At 32.9% G+C, this 16,361-nt stretch carries 16 protein-coding genes; 13 read left to right on the top strand and 3 right to left on the bottom strand.

All coding sequences use genetic code 11. The features are described 5' to 3' along the window. Positions 1–10: 10 nt before the first annotated feature. Positions 11–724, bottom strand: coding sequence for a pyridoxine 5'-phosphate synthase (locus BB050_RS04475; protein WP_066035096.1), 714 nt, complete (start codon positions 722–724; stop codon positions 11–13). A gap of 115 nt (positions 725–839) precedes the next feature. Between BB050_RS04475 and BB050_RS04480 the strand changes: the two genes are divergently transcribed. From BB050_RS04480 to murI, 8 genes are all read left to right on the top strand, one after another. Next, the gene (locus BB050_RS04480) at positions 840–1,499 is read left to right on the top strand and encodes a CBS domain-containing protein (protein WP_008467315.1); all 660 of its coding nucleotides are present in this window, start codon (positions 840–842) and stop codon (positions 1,497–1,499) included. A 99-nt stretch (positions 1,500–1,598) separates the two neighbouring features. Continuing rightward, a complete protein-coding gene (locus tag BB050_RS04485) occupies positions 1,599–2,483 on the top strand; it encodes an NAD kinase (protein WP_008467317.1) in 885 nt (294 codons plus the stop codon). Between the two features lie 173 nt (positions 2,484–2,656). Further along, a complete protein-coding gene (gene porG, locus BB050_RS04490; RefSeq protein WP_008467319.1) occupies positions 2,657–3,349 on the top strand; it encodes a type IX secretion system protein PorG in 693 nt (230 codons plus the stop codon). A gap of 1 nt (position 3,350) precedes the next feature. Continuing rightward, the gene (locus tag BB050_RS04495; protein WP_008467320.1) at positions 3,351–4,091 is read left to right on the top strand and encodes an isoprenyl transferase; all 741 of its coding nucleotides are present in this window, start codon (positions 3,351–3,353) and stop codon (positions 4,089–4,091) included. Then, positions 4,024–6,771, top strand: coding sequence for a BamA/OMP85 family outer membrane protein (locus BB050_RS04500; RefSeq protein WP_066032763.1), 2,748 nt, complete (start codon positions 4,024–4,026; stop codon positions 6,769–6,771). The genes BB050_RS04495 and BB050_RS04500 overlap by 68 nt, the downstream gene beginning before the upstream one ends. A gap of 42 nt (positions 6,772–6,813) precedes the next feature. Next, positions 6,814–7,845, top strand: coding sequence for an OmpH/Skp family outer membrane protein (locus tag BB050_RS04505; RefSeq protein WP_066032764.1), 1,032 nt, complete (start codon positions 6,814–6,816; stop codon positions 7,843–7,845). 14 nt (positions 7,846–7,859) lie between these two features. Continuing rightward, positions 7,860–8,363, top strand: coding sequence for an OmpH/Skp family outer membrane protein (locus BB050_RS04510; protein ID WP_170830271.1), 504 nt, complete (start codon positions 7,860–7,862; stop codon positions 8,361–8,363). Between the two features lie 148 nt (positions 8,364–8,511). After that, a complete protein-coding gene (murI, locus tag BB050_RS04515) occupies positions 8,512–9,288 on the top strand; it encodes a glutamate racemase (RefSeq protein WP_008467324.1) in 777 nt (258 codons plus the stop codon). 4 nt (positions 9,289–9,292) lie between these two features. On the opposite strand, the gene BB050_RS04520 is transcribed toward murI, so the two are convergent. Beyond that, the gene (locus BB050_RS04520; RefSeq protein ID WP_066032765.1) at positions 9,293–10,528 is read right to left on the bottom strand and encodes an aromatic hydrocarbon degradation protein; all 1,236 of its coding nucleotides are present in this window, start codon (positions 10,526–10,528) and stop codon (positions 9,293–9,295) included. After that, positions 10,529–11,857 (bottom strand): DUF4270 family protein, encoded by a 1,329-nt coding sequence (locus BB050_RS04525; RefSeq protein ID WP_066032766.1) that lies wholly within the window; start codon positions 11,855–11,857, stop codon positions 10,529–10,531. Between the two features lie 231 nt (positions 11,858–12,088). Here BB050_RS04525 and BB050_RS04530 point away from each other — a divergent pair, with 231 nt between their 5' ends. From BB050_RS04530 to BB050_RS04550, 5 genes are all read left to right on the top strand, one after another. After that, a complete protein-coding gene (locus BB050_RS04530; protein ID WP_066032767.1) occupies positions 12,089–12,931 on the top strand; it encodes a DUF6268 family outer membrane beta-barrel protein in 843 nt (280 codons plus the stop codon). 12 nt (positions 12,932–12,943) lie between these two features. After that, positions 12,944–13,951, top strand: a complete 1,008-nt coding sequence (locus BB050_RS04535) for a Kelch repeat-containing protein (protein ID WP_066032768.1) — start codon at positions 12,944–12,946, stop codon at positions 13,949–13,951. Then, positions 13,938–14,270: a DUF4907 domain-containing protein gene (locus BB050_RS04540; RefSeq protein ID WP_066032769.1), complete on the top strand. Its 333-nt coding sequence runs from the start codon at positions 13,938–13,940 to the stop codon at positions 14,268–14,270. The genes BB050_RS04535 and BB050_RS04540 overlap by 14 nt, the downstream gene beginning before the upstream one ends. Further along, positions 14,271–15,386, top strand: a complete 1,116-nt coding sequence (locus tag BB050_RS04545; protein ID WP_008467335.1) for a sensor histidine kinase — start codon at positions 14,271–14,273, stop codon at positions 15,384–15,386. 139 nt (positions 15,387–15,525) lie between these two features. Further along, the gene (locus BB050_RS04550) at positions 15,526–16,275 is read left to right on the top strand and encodes a LytR/AlgR family response regulator transcription factor (RefSeq protein WP_236940418.1); all 750 of its coding nucleotides are present in this window, start codon (positions 15,526–15,528) and stop codon (positions 16,273–16,275) included. Positions 16,276–16,361: the final 86 nt, after the last annotated feature.

A 16,361-nucleotide genomic window follows, 5' to 3' on the forward strand; every position in this document is an offset into this window, starting at 1 on the left:
TTTAAACGAATTATTTCAATTTATTCAGATACATATTTACAGTATTATCCAGACCAAGATAAAGCGCCTCTGAAATTAAAGCATGACCAATAGAAACTTCTAATAAACCTGGAATATTCTGTTTGAAAAACTTGATATTATCTAAACTTAAATCGTGTCCAGCATTGATTCCTAGGCCAAATTCATTTGCCAATTCTGCCGCTTTAGTGTACGGTTCAATTCCTTTTTCGTTTCCTAAACTATATTGATGCGCAAAAGATTCTGTATACAATTCAATTCTATCTGTTCCTGTTTTCTTTGCACCTTCAATCATTTCTAAAATCGGATCAACAAAAATAGACGTTCTAATTCCGTTTCTTTGAAATTCCTGAATAACTTCAGTTAAATAATCTTGATTTTTAATGGTATCCCATCCTGCAGATGAAGTTATCGCTCCAATTGCATCTGGAACCAATGTCACTTGATCTGGTTTGCATTCTAAAACCAAATCAATAAAATTATGCTGCGGATTTCCTTCAATATTATATTCTGTTGTAACAATAGCTTTTAAATCACGTGCATCTTGATAACGAATATGACGCTCGTCTGGACGAGGATGAATTGTAATTCCCTGCCCTCCAAAACGCTGAATATCTGTCGCTACTTTTAATAAATCGGGAACATTTCCGCCGCGGGCATTTCGAAGCGTTGCTATTTTATTGATATTTACACTTAATTTTGTCATATAAATAGATATTAATTCTAGTAACATTATATTTGTTACGACAAAAATACAAAGTAAAACAGAGCGGTTTTCGGTATTTTTTGATTATTTTGCATCAAATATCCTCAATTGATTTATGACAGAAATTACAAACTATATCACAAACGATTTCAGGGCAATTGACAGTCAGGAAACAATAGCGTCGATTCAGGACTTTTTTGTCGATGTAAATTTTTCTCATTTTCCGATTTTAGAAGATGGTGTTTTTATTGGAAGCATCTCTTCTGACGATGTTGAAACATTTGACATTGAAAAAAAAGCAATTGATTACAAATATACTTTAGAACGTTTTTTTGCCAGAAAATCGATGATTTGGCTAGACGTTCTAGAAGTTTTTGCCAAAAACCACACCAACCTTCTTCCAATTCTTGACGAGAATAATAATTACATTGGATATTACGAAATGGAAGACATCATGAAATTTTTTCAGGAAACTCCATTTTTAAAAGAGCCAGGCGCGATTATTATTGTTCAAAAAGGCCTTTTGGATTATTCTATGAGTGAGGTGACTCAAATTGTAGAAAGCAACAATGGTAAAATTTTAGGATGTTTTGTTTCGGAGGCTGATACAGAGAATGTTCAGATTACTGTAAAAATTGGTTTAGGGGCAATTAATGAAATCATCCAAACCTACAGAAGGTATGGTTACGAAATCATTTCAGAACATCAGGAAGACACCTATATTAACAGTTTAAAAGAACGATCAGATTACTTAGACAAGTACCTTAATATATAAGTTATGAATGTGCCAATGGGAAAATTAGATAATTAGATGATTTTAGCATTTCCTAATTCTCTAATTGAAACATTGACCAATTCTCTAATTTAACAACGAATGAAAATAGCCATTTACGGACAATATTATCAGAACAGTACCGAACCTATCATAAAAGACATTTTCAATTTCTTTAATACCAATAATATCGAGATGGTAATTGAAGAAAATTTTCTGAATATGCTTTATGAAAAACAGCTTGTAAAAAAAGAATACAAAACTTTTTCCCCAAGTACTGCTTTAGACAATAGTTTCGAAATGTTAATCAGTATTGGTGGTGATGGAACAATTTTAAGAGCCGCTGCTTTCGTTCGTAATTCTGGCGTTCCTTTATTAGGAATCAACGCTGGAAGATTAGGTTTTTTGGCTAAAGTTCAAAAAGAAAACATCGATATTTTGCTTCAATATGTTATTAGCCAAAACTATACAACTTCTGAAAGAACCTTATTAGGAATAACATGTGAACCGTATAACGAAGCTTTTAAGGAACTAAATTTCGCTATGAACGAAGTTACAGTGAGTAGAAAAGACACGACTTCGATGATTACAGTTGAAACTTACTTGAACAACGAATATTTAAATTCTTACTGGGCCGACGGACTAATCATTTCAACGCCAACCGGATCAACTGGTTATTCTCTAAGCTGTGGCGGGCCAATTTTAACACCAGATGTAAAGAGTTTAGTTATTACACCAATTGCCCCACATAATTTAACCGCTAGACCGCTTGTTATTCCTGACGATACCGAAATTACATTGCGTGTTACAGGAAGAGAAGACCAATATTTGGTTTCTTTAGACTCGAGGATTTCTTCTGTAAAAAACGAGTCTATTTTAAAAATAAAAAAAACAGATTACAAAATTAAAATGGTTGAAATACCAGGCGAAACTTTCTTGAAAACCTTAAGAAATAAATTGCTCTGGGGAGAAGATAAAAGAAATTAAACTCTTTTCTGATTCTTCACTATACGATAATACCACATTTTCTCGTTCTGCATGTAGTGAATCATCATTAAATGGCTCAAAATCATATCATAAAATGAAAAAAAAGCACATTTAACTAAAGGAACTTTGATTCGTATTGATAATTATTATATTTGCACGCAATTTTGAATTAAATGAAGAAAATTTTTAATTTATTGTTATGTTTTTTCCCTCTTATTACACTAAATGCTCAAATAAACGAGATTGGTGTTTTTTTTGGCGGAAGTAACTTTATAGGCGATGTTGGAAAAACAACCTACATCTCACCTGAAAAACCAGCTTTTGGTATTCTTTACAAATGGAATAGAAGTCCAAGGCACTCTTGGAGATTTTCTTACACACAATCAAATATTACTGGAAATGATTTTAAATCTGATGAAACAGGAAGAAATCAAAGGGGCTATCGTTTCGACAATGACATTAAAGAGCTATCTGCAGGATTAGAATTCAATTTTTTCGATTTTAATCTCCACGATTATCATACAAAAATAACGCCTTATGTTTTTACAGGATTAAATTACTTTTTCTTTAGCAACTTATACCGATACACTACAAGCCCAAACACAGTATACGAACTAAAAAATCAAAGCTCTATAGCCATACCTATTATATTAGGTATAAAATCAAATATATCGCCACGTTTTATTTTGGCCGCTGAAGTCGGGGCGCGTTACACTTTTACTGATAATATAGACGGAAGCAATCCTAATACAAGTAATCCAAATATTATGAAATTTGGAAATTTAAATAATAATGACTGGTATGTTTTTTCAGGTGTTACTTTAACGTACACCTTTGGACAGAAACCTTGCTATTGCCCAGAATAAAATGAATTTAATAGAATCAATAGATCACACAAACTTACCTAAACACCTTGCCATTATCATGGACGGCAATGGACGCTGGGCAAAACAACAAGGCTATTTACGCGCGTTTGGCCATGAAAATGGGACAAAATCTGTAAAAGAAATCATCAAAACCTCAGCCAGACTTGGAATTGAATATTTAACCCTATATGCTTTTTCGACAGAAAATTGGAATCGTCCTAAATTGGAAGTACAGGCATTAATGAAAATATTGATCAATTCATTAAAAAAAGAGCTTGTTACCCTTCAGGAAAACAATATCAGACTTAATGCAATTGGAAATCTTGATAAATTACCAAAAACAGCCCAAAAAGAACTTTTGGATGTTATGGAAAAAACTAAAAATAATACTCGTTTAACCCTTACCCTCGCTTTAAGTTATGGCTCCAGAGAGGAACTGGTGAATGCTGTAAAAGCAATTAGTGATAAAGTTAAAAATAATATAATTTCAATAGACACTATTGACGATTCAATTATAAATGAGCATCTTTACACGCAAAATTTACCTGACGTAGATTTATTAATACGAACAAGTGGAGAACATAGAATAAGTAATTTTTTGCTGTGGCAGATTGCCTATGCAGAATTATATTTTACTAATGTCTTGTGGCCAGACTTTAAAGACCAAGATTTATATGAGGCTATTATTAGTTATCAAAAAAGAGAACGTAGATTTGGAAAAACCAGTGAACAAATTAAATAATTTTTTAGTGTTGCAAAAAAAAATACAAATAGTCCTTACCCTTTTACTATTGGGTAGTTTTTCACAAATTAAAGCACAAGAAAGAGTTCCTTTTGATCAAGGGAAAAAATATATTCTAGCTAAAGTTTCTGTTGTTGGTAAAATAAGCTTCAATGAGCAGACTGTTGTTACCTTTTCTGGGCTTCAAAAAGGTCAGGAAATCACTGTTCCTGGAGAAGAAATCAGTAGCGCAATTAAAAAATTAGGTAAACTGGGCCTTTTTGACGAAATCGCTTTCTATGTTAATAAAGTAGAAAATGATAGTATTTATTTAGATTTAGATATTGTTGAGCTTCCTAAATTAAACGAGGTTAAAATTGTTGGTGTTAAGAAAAGTAAAGTCGAAGGCTTAATTAAAGATAACAACCTGACAAAAAACAAAATTGTCAACGAAAACTTAATTACAACGACCAAAAATTACATCGAAAACAAATACAAAAAAGAAGGGTTTTATAACACAAAAGTTACTATCACCAATACTCCAGACACTATCAACGGGCATCAGGTAAACATGCTTGTCAGGATAGATAAAGGAGACAAAGTAAAAATCAGCAGCATTGATTTTACAGGAAATAAACAGCTTACAGACAACCAATTGCGAGCTGCAATGAAAGACACGAAACAGAAAAATTTCATTCGCGTATTTAAAGCCTCTAAATTTATTCCTGAGAAATATAAAACTGACTTAGAAAAAGTAATCGCAGCCTACAAAGAAAAAGGATACCGCGATGCTCGTATCATCTATGACTCTGTACAATATAATAAGAAAAAAAATACGCTTGCAATTAAAATTGACGTAGAAGAAGGAAACAAATACTACTTCGGAAATATTAAATTCTTAGGTAATACGGTTTATTCAGATCAGCTATTGAGCCGTTATTTAGGAATCAAAAAAGGAGAAACTTATAACGGAGTTTTACTTGAAAAAAGAATTGCCGATAAGACAAAACCAGACGCAGAAGACATTACCAATTTATACCAAAACAATGGTTATTTGTTCTCAAACATTAATGCTGTAGAGGTAAAAACGGTTAATGACACTATCGATTTTGAGATTAGAGTAACAGAAGGTCCTATTGCTTATTTCAACAAAATTACAGTTGTTGGAAACGACAAAACAAATGACCACGTTATTTACCGTGAGTTAAGAACAAAACCAGGCGAAAAATACAGTAAAGAACAATTAGTTAGAACGATCCGTGAGATTGGTCAATTAGGTTTCTTTGATCCTGAGGCAATCGATCCTAAATTCAAAAACGTTGATGCTGGAGCTGGAACTGTTGATATTGAATACAACGTAGTAGAAAAAGGATCTAGCCAAGTCGAACTTCAAGGAGGTTATGGCGGCGGAGGTTTCATAGGAACTTTAGGACTTTCGTTCAACAACTTCTCTGCTCGAAAATTATTTGACAAAGAAGCTTACAAGCCTTTACCAATGGGAGATGGACAAAAAGTAGCGCTTCGTTTACAAGGAAGTACTTATTTCCAAACCTATAGTTTATCTTTCTCAGAACCTTGGTTTGGAGGAAAAAAACCGGTACAGTTTAGTTCATCTATTTCATACAGTAAGCAATTTCTTAACAATTACATCACTAGAACTGTTGATAAAAGCAAAAGTTTTAATATTTTTACAGTACAAGTTGGTTTAGCAAAAAGATTAACAGTGCCAGATGACTACTTCGTATTATCACAATCTGTAAGTTATCAGCACTATGACTTGAACAATTATAATACTGGTTTGTTTACTTTTGGTAATGGTGCATCAAGAAACTTAGCGTATACTATCGGACTTTCAAGAAGCAATAAAGGGGTAAACCCAATATTCCCGACATATGGTTCTGAATTCAGTATTACAGCAAAAGTTACGCCTCCATATTCATTATTTAATGGAGTTGATTATGGTGATTTACAAAACCAAAAAGAATATAAAACACAATATACAGGAACATCTGGAAGTGGTATAGACGGAAAACCGCTTAATAATGGTGACTACGTTAAAACAGAAACCATAAATGGAACAACTGGATATGTAAGCGTTGGATCTGATTATGCAAGCGCTGATACAGATGTAGCAAAAGTCGATCAGAAGAAATATAACTGGTTAGAATATTATAAAGTTAAATTTAGAGGAGACTGGTATACTAAAGTTTATGGAAAACTAGTATTAAGAACCTTAACAGAGTTTGGTTTCTTAGGAGCGTATAATCAAGAAAGAGGTGTAATTCCGTTTGAGCGTTTTTATTTAGGAGGTGATGGTATGGCAAACTACTCAATGGACGGTAGAGAGACGATTCAGTTGAGAGGTTATCCAAACAACTCTTTGACTCCTGTAAATGCAAATGGAGATGCAATTGGAGCAACGATTTACAACAAGTTCTCGATGGAATTGCGTTACCCAATTACATTAAAAGCATCTGCTTCGATTTATGCCTTAACGTTCTTAGAAGCAGGTTCATCATATCCAACGTTCAAAGATTATAACCCATTTGACTTAAGCCGTTCTGCTGGTGCTGGTTTACGTGTATTCATGCCTGCATTTGGTTTATTGGGTATTGACTTTGGTTACGGATTTGATGCTCTTCCAGGACAAACAAAAGCTAATGGTTGGGAAACACACTTTATCATTGGACAACAATTTTAGTGAAATAACGTTTGGTTAAAAATCATCAAATAAAGTTATGTTATGAGAAAACAATTTTTATTTATATTTTTAGCCTTGATTGTAGCAAATACAAGTCAGGCACAAGGAAAGACTACTCGAATTGGCTACATCGACATGGAATATATTTTAGAAAATGTTTCCGATTATAAAGAAGCTAAATCACAATTAGAGCAAAAAGCTCAAAAGTGGAAACAAGAAGTTGAAGCCAAAAAATTAAATATAAATAATTTGAAAGAAAGCTTAAAAACAGAAAAAGCTTTACTAACAAAAGAATTGATAGAAGAAAGAGAAACAGAAATTAAGTTTCTTGAGCAGGAAATGATGGATTATCAGCAGAAGCAATTTGGTTCTGATGGAAATCTAATGAGACAAAAAGCGGCTTTGGCAAAGCCAATACAAGATCAGGTTTTTACTGCCGTACAAGATATAGCCGAAGCAAAAAACTATGATTTTGTTTTTGATAAATCATCAGATCTAACTATGCTTTTCAGCAATAAAAGATTTGACATCAGCGATCAGGTTTTAAGAATCTTAAACCGTACTGAAAAACGTGAACAGCTGACCAAAAAGCAATTGAAGGAGCAAGAGGCTAAAGAAAATATGGAAAATGCTATTGACGAAAATCCAGCAATGGCCGATCGCCAAAAAGCACTTGACGAGAAAAGAGCTGCAAGAGAAAAACTAATTCAGGATAGAAAATTAGAACAGGAAGCTAAGAGAAAAGAATACGACGACAGAAGAAAAGCGTTGCAAGAAGAAAGAGAAGCTAAAAAAAATGGCACGGTTTCTGGAACAGCTCCAGCAGTAGTCCCTGCCTCAGCTGCAGATGCTGCCAAAACAAACTCAACTGCTAAAACTGCAACGCCAACAGCAACTGGAGAAACACCTGCCGCTCAACAGCCAGCAATGACAAAAGCAGAGGAAAGACAATTACTTTACGAACAGCGTAAAAAGGAATTGGAAGAAAGAAGAAAGAAAATTTTAGAAGAAAGAGAAGCGGCCAAAAAAGCAAAAGAAGCCGAATCGCAAAAAACAAATACGACCAATAATTAATTAATATTTTAAAAATGATGAAACAAATCAAAACTTTACTAATTGCTGCAATTCTTATTTTAGGAGCAAGTAACACAATGAACGCACAAGCGAAGGTAGCTCATGTTGATGTAAGCGAGATCATGTCGAAAATGCCTGCTATGCTAGATGCTCAAAATCAACTGCAAAAATTAAGTGGTACATATGATGCTGAATACAAAAAAATGGTTGACGAATATCAAGTGAAAATTAAAAAGTACGAAGCTGAAGCTGCAACTGTAACAGATGCTGTAAACGGTGAGCGTTCTAAAGAAGTTCAAGATATGCAAAAGAGAATTGTTGATTACAGAGACAATGCTCAAAAAGAATTACAACAAAAAGAAACAGATATCGTAAAACCTTTAATGGAAAAAGTAAGAGCTTCTATCCAAAAAGTTGGAAAAGCTAAAGGTTTCCAATATGTTTTAGACGGTTCTACTTTATTATTAGCTGATGGTCCAAACATCACTGCTGATGTTAAAAAAGATTTAGGATTCTAAGAAATTAAATTCCGATAATTAAGCTGCTCAATTTATATAATTTGAGCAGTTTTTTTTTACAAAAAATTAAACCTAATTTTTGGTATTATTTCAAGATTTCGCTTAATTTAGAATAACGAATTTTATTAAAAAATATTAAATTTGCTTTATGATAAACAATAATCCTATAGGTGTTTTTGATTCTGGCATTGGTGGAACTTCCATTTGGAGCGCCATTCATGACCTTCTTCCAAATGAAAAAACCATTTATCTGGCTGACAGTAAAAATGCTCCTTATGGGCAAAGAAGCAAAGATGAAATTGTTGCATTAAGCAAAAAAAATGTAGAATTTTTACTAGAGAATAATTGCAAGCTAATTGTTGTTGCTTGCAATACCGCAACCACAAATGCTATAGTAGAACTTCGCGCAGAATATGATGTTCCGTTTGTGGGAATTGAACCTGCTATCAAACCAGCGGCCAACAATTCTCAAACTCAGGTTATCGGAATTTTAGCTACAAAAGGAACTCTTAATAGTGAGCTGTTTAATAAAACTGCTGAGATGTTTCATAACACAAAAATCATTGAGCAGGTTGGGCATGGACTTGTACAACTTATTGAAGATGGCAATTTGTATTCGCCAGAAATGACTCAATTGTTAGAATCATATCTTCAGCCCATGATTGAAGCTAATATTGATTACTTGGTTTTAGGATGCAGCCACTACCCTTATCTGATTCCTCAGATAAAAAAAATTCTCCCAGATCATATTAAAATAATAGATTCAGGAGAAGCTGTTGCGCGCCAGACTAAAAATCTGCTTAAAGATAAAGTTGGATTTTCTGAAAGTACAGATATTGATCCAGTGTTTTATGTCAATTCTGACCCTAAAGTTTTAGAATCAATTTTAGAATATAAATATCCAGTAATCAAAAAAGACTTTTAGATTATTATTCGAATTTTCGCTTGACGAACCAAATTCCGTCTAACGATAGATTGAGTGATATTTTATGGTAGTTTTCTTTTATTAAATCATTTGCGATTCTCCCTTTCTGTCCATAAGAATAAGAAATATTGAGTGACGAAAACGTATTTTCAATTGGCAGATTTAGTCCAATAGAAATAGAAGCACTGTTAACACGCTGTTTGTCAACTTCGAGATAACCATTGTCAAAGTTTATACCTGCCGCATATCCTACTCTATCCCAATATCTTCTAACATTCTTTTTGGTACTGTAAGTAAACCCCAGCGCAAAACGATCCTGATTTACAAACTTTCCATAAAGCTCAGACTGGTTGGTATCTTTCCATAAACTCCTTTCGTAATCTAAAGTTACATTCAGATTATTTTTAAATCGCTTACTAGCTCCAAAACCTATTTCTAAAGGCATATAGTAATCATCTACGTCTGTAGCTTTGTCCGTTTCTATAGAAGTCTCTACTTCATCTGCAATACTTGTTACCGTTTGCACTTTGGAAGCATTTATCCTTGTTGGAACTTTAACTGTAGTTCCAATTGTAAATGTAGAATCTATTTTATATTGAGCACCCAAAGTTGCGCGAACTCCTCTATAATCTGTTTTTTTATGTATCGTAGTAATTGTATTTGAAATTAAAAAAGCGCGATCATCAACCGTGTTTCCAAAAAGCACTGTTCCAGTCGCCCCTACCGTTAATTTTTTTCCAAATCGATATCCGTATGAAAAATCCAGATTGTTTAAACCTCCTGATCCTTGTGCTGTTACATAGTAATATTCCTGACTGTCAGCAATTGGAAGTTTTAAATTAGAAATTTTAAATACAGAACTAGAATATGGACGAAGCGCTAAACTAAAACCAGAATTTTTAGAAACCGGAAAAGCAAAAGCCAAATGAGAAAATTGAAAATTATTTCGCTTTTCTGTGCGATTACTACTCTGATATGTGGTTGCGATAGCTTTTCCGCCAATATCAAAAAGAAAGTGATTCTGATACATAAATCCTAAAGAAGCTGGATTTAGATTATTGATAAAAGTATCTGAAGGCAAAGCAATTCCAGAACCGCCTATGGAAGGCAGATAACCAAAATCTGAATCATATAAACTTCCAACACCGTAAAGCGAATATGGAGAACTTGAAATACTTTGAGAAAATGAAGTCAGCGACATTAGAAAGAAGCAGCTCCATAAAACAATTCTATTTTTCATTTAGTAAGAGATGTAATAAATTTTCAGCTGAATTTTGTTGTTTGCATGTTTTTGGTTACCCAAAACAATTCGGTCAACAGATTTAGAAATTCCAGATAATGTCAAGATGAGAGATGATCTTGAATCGGATTGTTTGAGCATTTCTTTCTGAAGGAAATTCCCTATTGGAATGGTATAACCAACATTTTCATTAAACTCATCACTTTTTTTATTCAATATTCCGTAAACAGTGCTTCCAGCAGAATTTACCAATGTTCCGCTTATTCGATTTAAATTATCACCCACATACACAGCCAGCGAATCTGCCAATGGATATTTCTCAGAATAAGAATTATTTACTGGCTTCAAAATCAGTTCAGCATTTACAATAGCTCCATTAGTTGAAATATTTTTAAACTGCTTAATATTAGGAAATTCAACTCTGCAGGCTACTCCAGTTCCAGATTGAATAAACCCTTGGTTATTTGTAAGGTTACTTGATAAATTGCTGCTCGAGATGGGAAGATTTTGCAGCATTGTCCCCGTTTTATTCAAAGAAATAGAATTAAACTGCTTTGCATGATCTATAATCGTAAAATCAAGAAAAAAAGAATCCTGATCTGAATCTCCCATATATTTTGAATAATACAATCTTACTTTGCTATTTCCCGCACTAAATCCAATTACACTTGAAGAATTGGAGGTTTCTGGAACTAAAACCAGCCCTTTCAAATATTCGGTAAAGCTGTCAAAATCTGTAATTTCTCTTTTTTTTATTTTCTGAAAAAGAGCATCTCCAAATTCATTGCTCATTTTAATATTTATAGAGTCCTTTTCGGTTGGCCTTGGTATAAAAGATATTTTTCCCAAGCTTTCGGGACTATAACTTAATGTAGAATTATTGTAAAAACTGCTGTCGTCAGTATTAGGCTTCACCTTCTGAATTAAGCGATGAATATCAAATGTTTGCACTTTGGTCGTATCTCCATAATAATATTTATCATATTTAAGAATCATAGAAATCGAATCGAAAACATAATTTATCGATTCGGTATCGGAACCCGAACTATTTAAAGCATAATTAGTACCTGAAAGCTGAAAATAACTGTCTGATTTTACTTTTCCGAAAATAGGATCATCGTAATTTCCTATCAAGATTCTACTCATGTTCGAAGTTACAAGCGAATCAAAATTGATGGTTGACATTTCTACCGTAACAGTATCTATCATGATCACTTTATTGCTTAAAGCCAAATAATCTGACCCAACAGTAAATTCTCCAGTATCTGTATCTGTACCGCACGAAAATAAGCTAAGTACAAAAAGCAGTATCAAAATAAACTTGTGCATAATTTAATTTTTGAGCAAATATAAATTGCACGCTTTGGCGACACACTATAACATATACTACTGCGCTTTTTATGGCTACAAACTGTACAAAACAATCTATAATCTGAATTCTATTCTCAAAATTTAATTCGACCCTAAAAACGGCGATTTTGTCTATCAAAACACGTCATATATATATCTTCTTTTTTTTAAGGACTTCATCCGTCTAATTTTGAGCCAATAAAATAAGTAATGAAAGTAAGGTTTTTAGTTTGTTCTCTTTTTTTGATTTCATTTTTAGGTTTAAAAGCTCAGGAAAATTTTGGCGCCGCTTTTAATTTAAGAACCGAGCCAACAGAAAAGATAAATTTTAGCGAAACAGACCTTGCTATTTTTTATCAGAAAAAATTAGGAGCAAAAAGCAAAATAGCGAACACTTTAGAATATTCTAATTTGAAGGTGAATTACGAATTGAATCCTTATAATTTTTATGCGGATCAGGATAAATTCAACCAAGTTCAAAACAAATTTGAATATTCATCTGAAATAGCAGAAAGAACAAATTGGAAACTTTCTGTTATTCCGACGGCAAATTTTCAAAGCAAATTGGATTTTTCAGAAGTTACTGTTTTAGGAAGTTTAGAAATCATTCAGCAAATCGGTTCAAAACTGAGTGTAATTGCCGGAGTTGGCAGAACATCAATTTTTGGAGCGCCCAAGATTACACCAATTGTTGCTTTTGATTATAACATGAATGAGAAAACCGATTTTAAAATTGGATTCCCCGACTCAAAGATTTCTTATTCTAATAATGATCGAAACAAATTTAGTCTTGCGAATAGTTTTAATGGAAATTTTTATCATTTGGATAAAACATCTAGTACAGGAAACAATGCTGAAAAAGCTGTTTTATCGAAAATGACTTCGGCTTTAGAATACGAAAGAAATGTTGCCGGCAATTGGTTTTTAAATTTTAAAGCTGGTTATGATTTCAACAAAAAATACAATTTACTAGATAGTAATGACCATAAGGTTTACGACTATAATACCGGAAACGGTTATGTTTTAGGAATAGGGATCAAATACAAACAATAAATTAAATACACTATGATTAATCTAAAAAAAGGAATTTTATTCACAGCGCTTTTTTCAAGCCTCTTTTTTATAAGCTGCAGCAATGATGATGACGATGATGATTTGGTAGGAAACTGGATTAAAAAATCAGCCTTTGATGGCCCTGCAAGATCTAGTGCTACAAGTTTTGTTATCGGAGATTATGCTTACGTAGTAGGTGGTTATACTGGCGACGTTTATTTAAAAGATCTTTGGGTTTACAATTCAAATGGAGATTATTGGGAACAGAAAGCTGATTTTGGTGGCATCGGAAGAAGTTCTGCTTCTAGTTTTGCATTAAACGAAAAAGGTTATGTAGGTCTTGGTTATGACGGAACAAACAAGCTGAAAGACTTTTATCAATACGACCCTACTGCAAACAGCTGGACACAAAAAACAGATTTTGCAGGAACGGCACGTTATGCAGCTGTAGGTTTTCAGGTTGGCGGTAAAGCGTATTTTGGAACAGGTTATGACGGGAATTATCTGAAAGATTTTTATCAATACGATGATCAGGCCAATACTTGGACTCTAGTAAATGGTTTTAGCGGTAACAAAAGACGTAATGCAACTGTATTTACAATTGCAGACAAAGCATATTTAGTAACTGGTGTAAATAATGGTGTTTATCAAGAAGATTTCTGGGAGTTTGATCCATCAACAGATGTTTGGACAAGAAAACGTGATATTGATAAAGATACTGATGACGATTACAGCTACAACGACGATTATGCGATTGTACGTTCTAATGCTTCAAGTTTTTCTATGAATGGTCTAGGATATGTTGTAGGAGGTGAAAACATCAAAACAGTTTGGGAGTACAATCCGTCAACAGATTTATGGACAGAAAGAACTCCAATGGAAGGTGCTACACGAACAGATGCTGTTGGTTTCTCAATAAATAATCGCGGATTCTATATGCTAGGAAGAGTTGGTTCTACGTACTTTGATGATGCTTGGGAATTTAAGCCATTAGACGAACAAAGTGATGACGATAACTAATATTAAACAATTCTTCTGGAGTAATGTCCAGAAGAATTTAATGGTTTTTACAGTTTTTTTACTTTTTGCTGCGTGTGCAAAAAAAGAAGCTTTAACTGCCACATCTTTTAAAACAAATTCTGGATGGGGATATTCAATTGCCTACAAAGAAAAAGTTTTAATTAAACAATCCATTATTCCCGTAATAAGCGATACTAAAAGTTTTGAAACAGAAAGTGATGCTCTAAAAGTTGCAGAGCTTGTAAAGCAAAAACTCAAACAAAACTTATCTCCAACGGTAACCAAAAATGAACTAATTTTATTAAAAATAAAATTATAAATGCAGATCGATACCATTAAAAATACAGGCTATAACAAAATATTATTCCATTTCATGATTTGGATTTTCTTTATTCTGACTTCATTAATTCAGTTTTATGAAAGTCCGTTTAAGCTCGACAATGATTTTTATGCCCAATGGCTTTCAGGGATTTTCTTGTTTTATCTGAACTATTTTTATTTGGTTCCAAATTATTTGCTGCAAAAAAAATATTGGCTGTACGGCGCATTTGCCATTGGTCTGATTGCGCTATTTATGGTAATACGGTTAAATTATTTTATTCCTGAATTTAGACATTTAAGGCCGGAAAACATGATGCATGCTGACACCATTATTCGTGATCCGCATTTTTTTCCAAGAGGAGGCAGAATGCGTCACAGAATAGAAATGAGACAGCCATTTTTTTTCAAGATTGCTCCATCATTTTTCTATATCCTGATTATTACGATTTCTGCAATTATTAGAACATTAACTGAATTTTATAACAATCAGCAAAATAAACTGATTGCTGAAACTCATAGAACAAATACTGAATTAATTTATTTGCGCAAACAAACCAATCCGCATTTTTTATTTAATTCGCTAAACAGTATTTATTCTTTGGCACACAAAAAATCTGATTTGGTCCCTGATGCCATCGTAACCTTGTCTGAACTAATGCGCTATATGCTGTATGAAACAGACAATAAAACGGTGGCTTTAGAAAAAGAGGTCAATTATATTCAGAACTATATCGAATTGCAAAAACTGCGATTAAATAATATTGAAGACATTGTCATCAATGTTCATGGCGATACTAAAAACAAATTTATTGAGCCTTTACTATTGATTTCATTTGTTGAAAATGCTTTTAAATACGGAACCGATTATAAAGGTGCAGCTCACGTAAAAATCAAAATTCTGATTACAGACTACAATCTTGATTTTTGGATTGAAAATACAATTGAAAATTATGTGAAAGATCCTGAAAATTCAGGAATTGGATTAGTAAACATTCAAAGCCGTCTTGATCTTCTTTATCCAAACGCACACGAACTGACCATTACGCAAGATGATAACTATTACCGAGTCCATTTGAATTTAAAATTAGATGAAATTAAAACCGCAATAGATTAAAAAATGATTTCAGTGAGCAAAAAATCAAAATATTTTTTACTCACAAAAACGATAACACTTAACGCTTAATTTGATTTGTAAAAACCAGTATTTTATGAAAATTTTAAAACTTAATTTACTGGTTTCAAACTACTTTTGAATGCGAAATGAAATTTTAAAAACTAATCCAGAAAAGATGAAATGTGTAATTATTGATGACGAACCTTTAGCGGTAGAACTATTAGAGGATTTTGTCAAAAAAGTAGATACTCTTGAACTGATCAGCACTTTCAATAATGCTATCGATGCCGTTTCATTTATCAATCAAAATAATGTTGATTTGATTTTTCTGGATATTCAGATGCCCCATTTTTCTGGAATTGACTTTTTAAATACTATAGAGAAAAAACCTCTAGTTATTTTCACGACCGCTTATTCAGATTATGCTGTGGAGGGATTTAATCTTGGCGCGGTCGATTATTTAGTAAAACCGATTCCGTTTCATCGTTTTTTAAAAGCGGTAGTTCGTGCTCAGCAAGTTTTACAGCCTGCGGCAACTCCAGCACTTACAGAAAGCACTAATACGCCAGAAATTGAACAGGATTTTATGTTTGTTAGAGCTGAATATGAAAACGTAAAATTGAATTTTGCCGATATTCTTTTTATTGAAGGCCTTAAAGATTATGTCAAAATTTACACTACAGACAATAAATTTACACTGACATTAATCAGTTTAATCAAACTTGAAAATTTGCTTTCAAGCAAAGGTTTTGCGAGAATTCACAGATCGTATATTATTAATATCAAACATGTAAAATCAATTCAGAAAAACAAAGTGTTAATAAGCGATAAAAGAATTCCAATTAGCGAAAGTTATAAGAATACTTTCTTTGAAAAAATCAACCTCTAAATTTTTTAAATTCCAATAAAAAAAAATCCAAATTCCAAAAAGCTAAAAACTCTTGGAATTTGGAATTTCTATTTTGAGGTTTCCAT

Source organism: Flavobacterium anhuiense (assembly GCF_001705175.1).
Lineage (GTDB): Bacteria > Bacteroidota > Bacteroidia > Flavobacteriales > Flavobacteriaceae > Flavobacterium > Flavobacterium anhuiense.

What these genes read in the sequence shown, in the direction of transcription:
- BB050_RS04520 (WP_066032765.1), bottom strand. Translation starts at nt 10,528, where the DNA reads ATGAAAAATAGAATTGTTTTATGGAGCTGCTTCTTTCTAATGTCGCTG.
- murI (WP_008467324.1), top strand. Translation starts at nt 8,512, where the DNA reads ATGATAAACAATAATCCTATAGGTGTTTTTGATTCTGGCATTGGTGGA.
- BB050_RS04550 (WP_236940418.1), top strand. Translation starts at nt 15,526, where the DNA reads ATGCGAAATGAAATTTTAAAAACTAATCCAGAAAAGATGAAATGTGTA.
- BB050_RS04525 (WP_066032766.1), bottom strand. Translation starts at nt 11,857, where the DNA reads ATGCACAAGTTTATTTTGATACTGCTTTTTGTACTTAGCTTATTTTCG.
- BB050_RS04485 (WP_008467317.1), top strand. Translation starts at nt 1,599, where the DNA reads ATGAAAATAGCCATTTACGGACAATATTATCAGAACAGTACCGAACCT.
- porG (WP_008467319.1), top strand. Translation starts at nt 2,657, where the DNA reads ATGAAGAAAATTTTTAATTTATTGTTATGTTTTTTCCCTCTTATTACA.
- BB050_RS04530 (WP_066032767.1), top strand. Translation starts at nt 12,089, where the DNA reads ATGAAAGTAAGGTTTTTAGTTTGTTCTCTTTTTTTGATTTCATTTTTA.
- BB050_RS04495 (WP_008467320.1), top strand. Translation starts at nt 3,351, where the DNA reads ATGAATTTAATAGAATCAATAGATCACACAAACTTACCTAAACACCTT.
- BB050_RS04510 (WP_170830271.1), top strand. Translation starts at nt 7,860, where the DNA reads ATGATGAAACAAATCAAAACTTTACTAATTGCTGCAATTCTTATTTTA.
- BB050_RS04540 (WP_066032769.1), top strand. Translation starts at nt 13,938, where the DNA reads ATGACGATAACTAATATTAAACAATTCTTCTGGAGTAATGTCCAGAAG.
- BB050_RS04505 (WP_066032764.1), top strand. Translation starts at nt 6,814, where the DNA reads ATGAGAAAACAATTTTTATTTATATTTTTAGCCTTGATTGTAGCAAAT.
- BB050_RS04545 (WP_008467335.1), top strand. Translation starts at nt 14,271, where the DNA reads ATGCAGATCGATACCATTAAAAATACAGGCTATAACAAAATATTATTC.
- BB050_RS04535 (WP_066032768.1), top strand. Translation starts at nt 12,944, where the DNA reads ATGATTAATCTAAAAAAAGGAATTTTATTCACAGCGCTTTTTTCAAGC.
- BB050_RS04480 (WP_008467315.1), top strand. Translation starts at nt 840, where the DNA reads ATGACAGAAATTACAAACTATATCACAAACGATTTCAGGGCAATTGAC.
- BB050_RS04500 (WP_066032763.1), top strand. Translation starts at nt 4,024, where the DNA reads ATGAGGCTATTATTAGTTATCAAAAAAGAGAACGTAGATTTGGAAAAA.
- BB050_RS04475 (WP_066035096.1), bottom strand. Translation starts at nt 724, where the DNA reads ATGACAAAATTAAGTGTAAATATCAATAAAATAGCAACGCTTCGAAAT.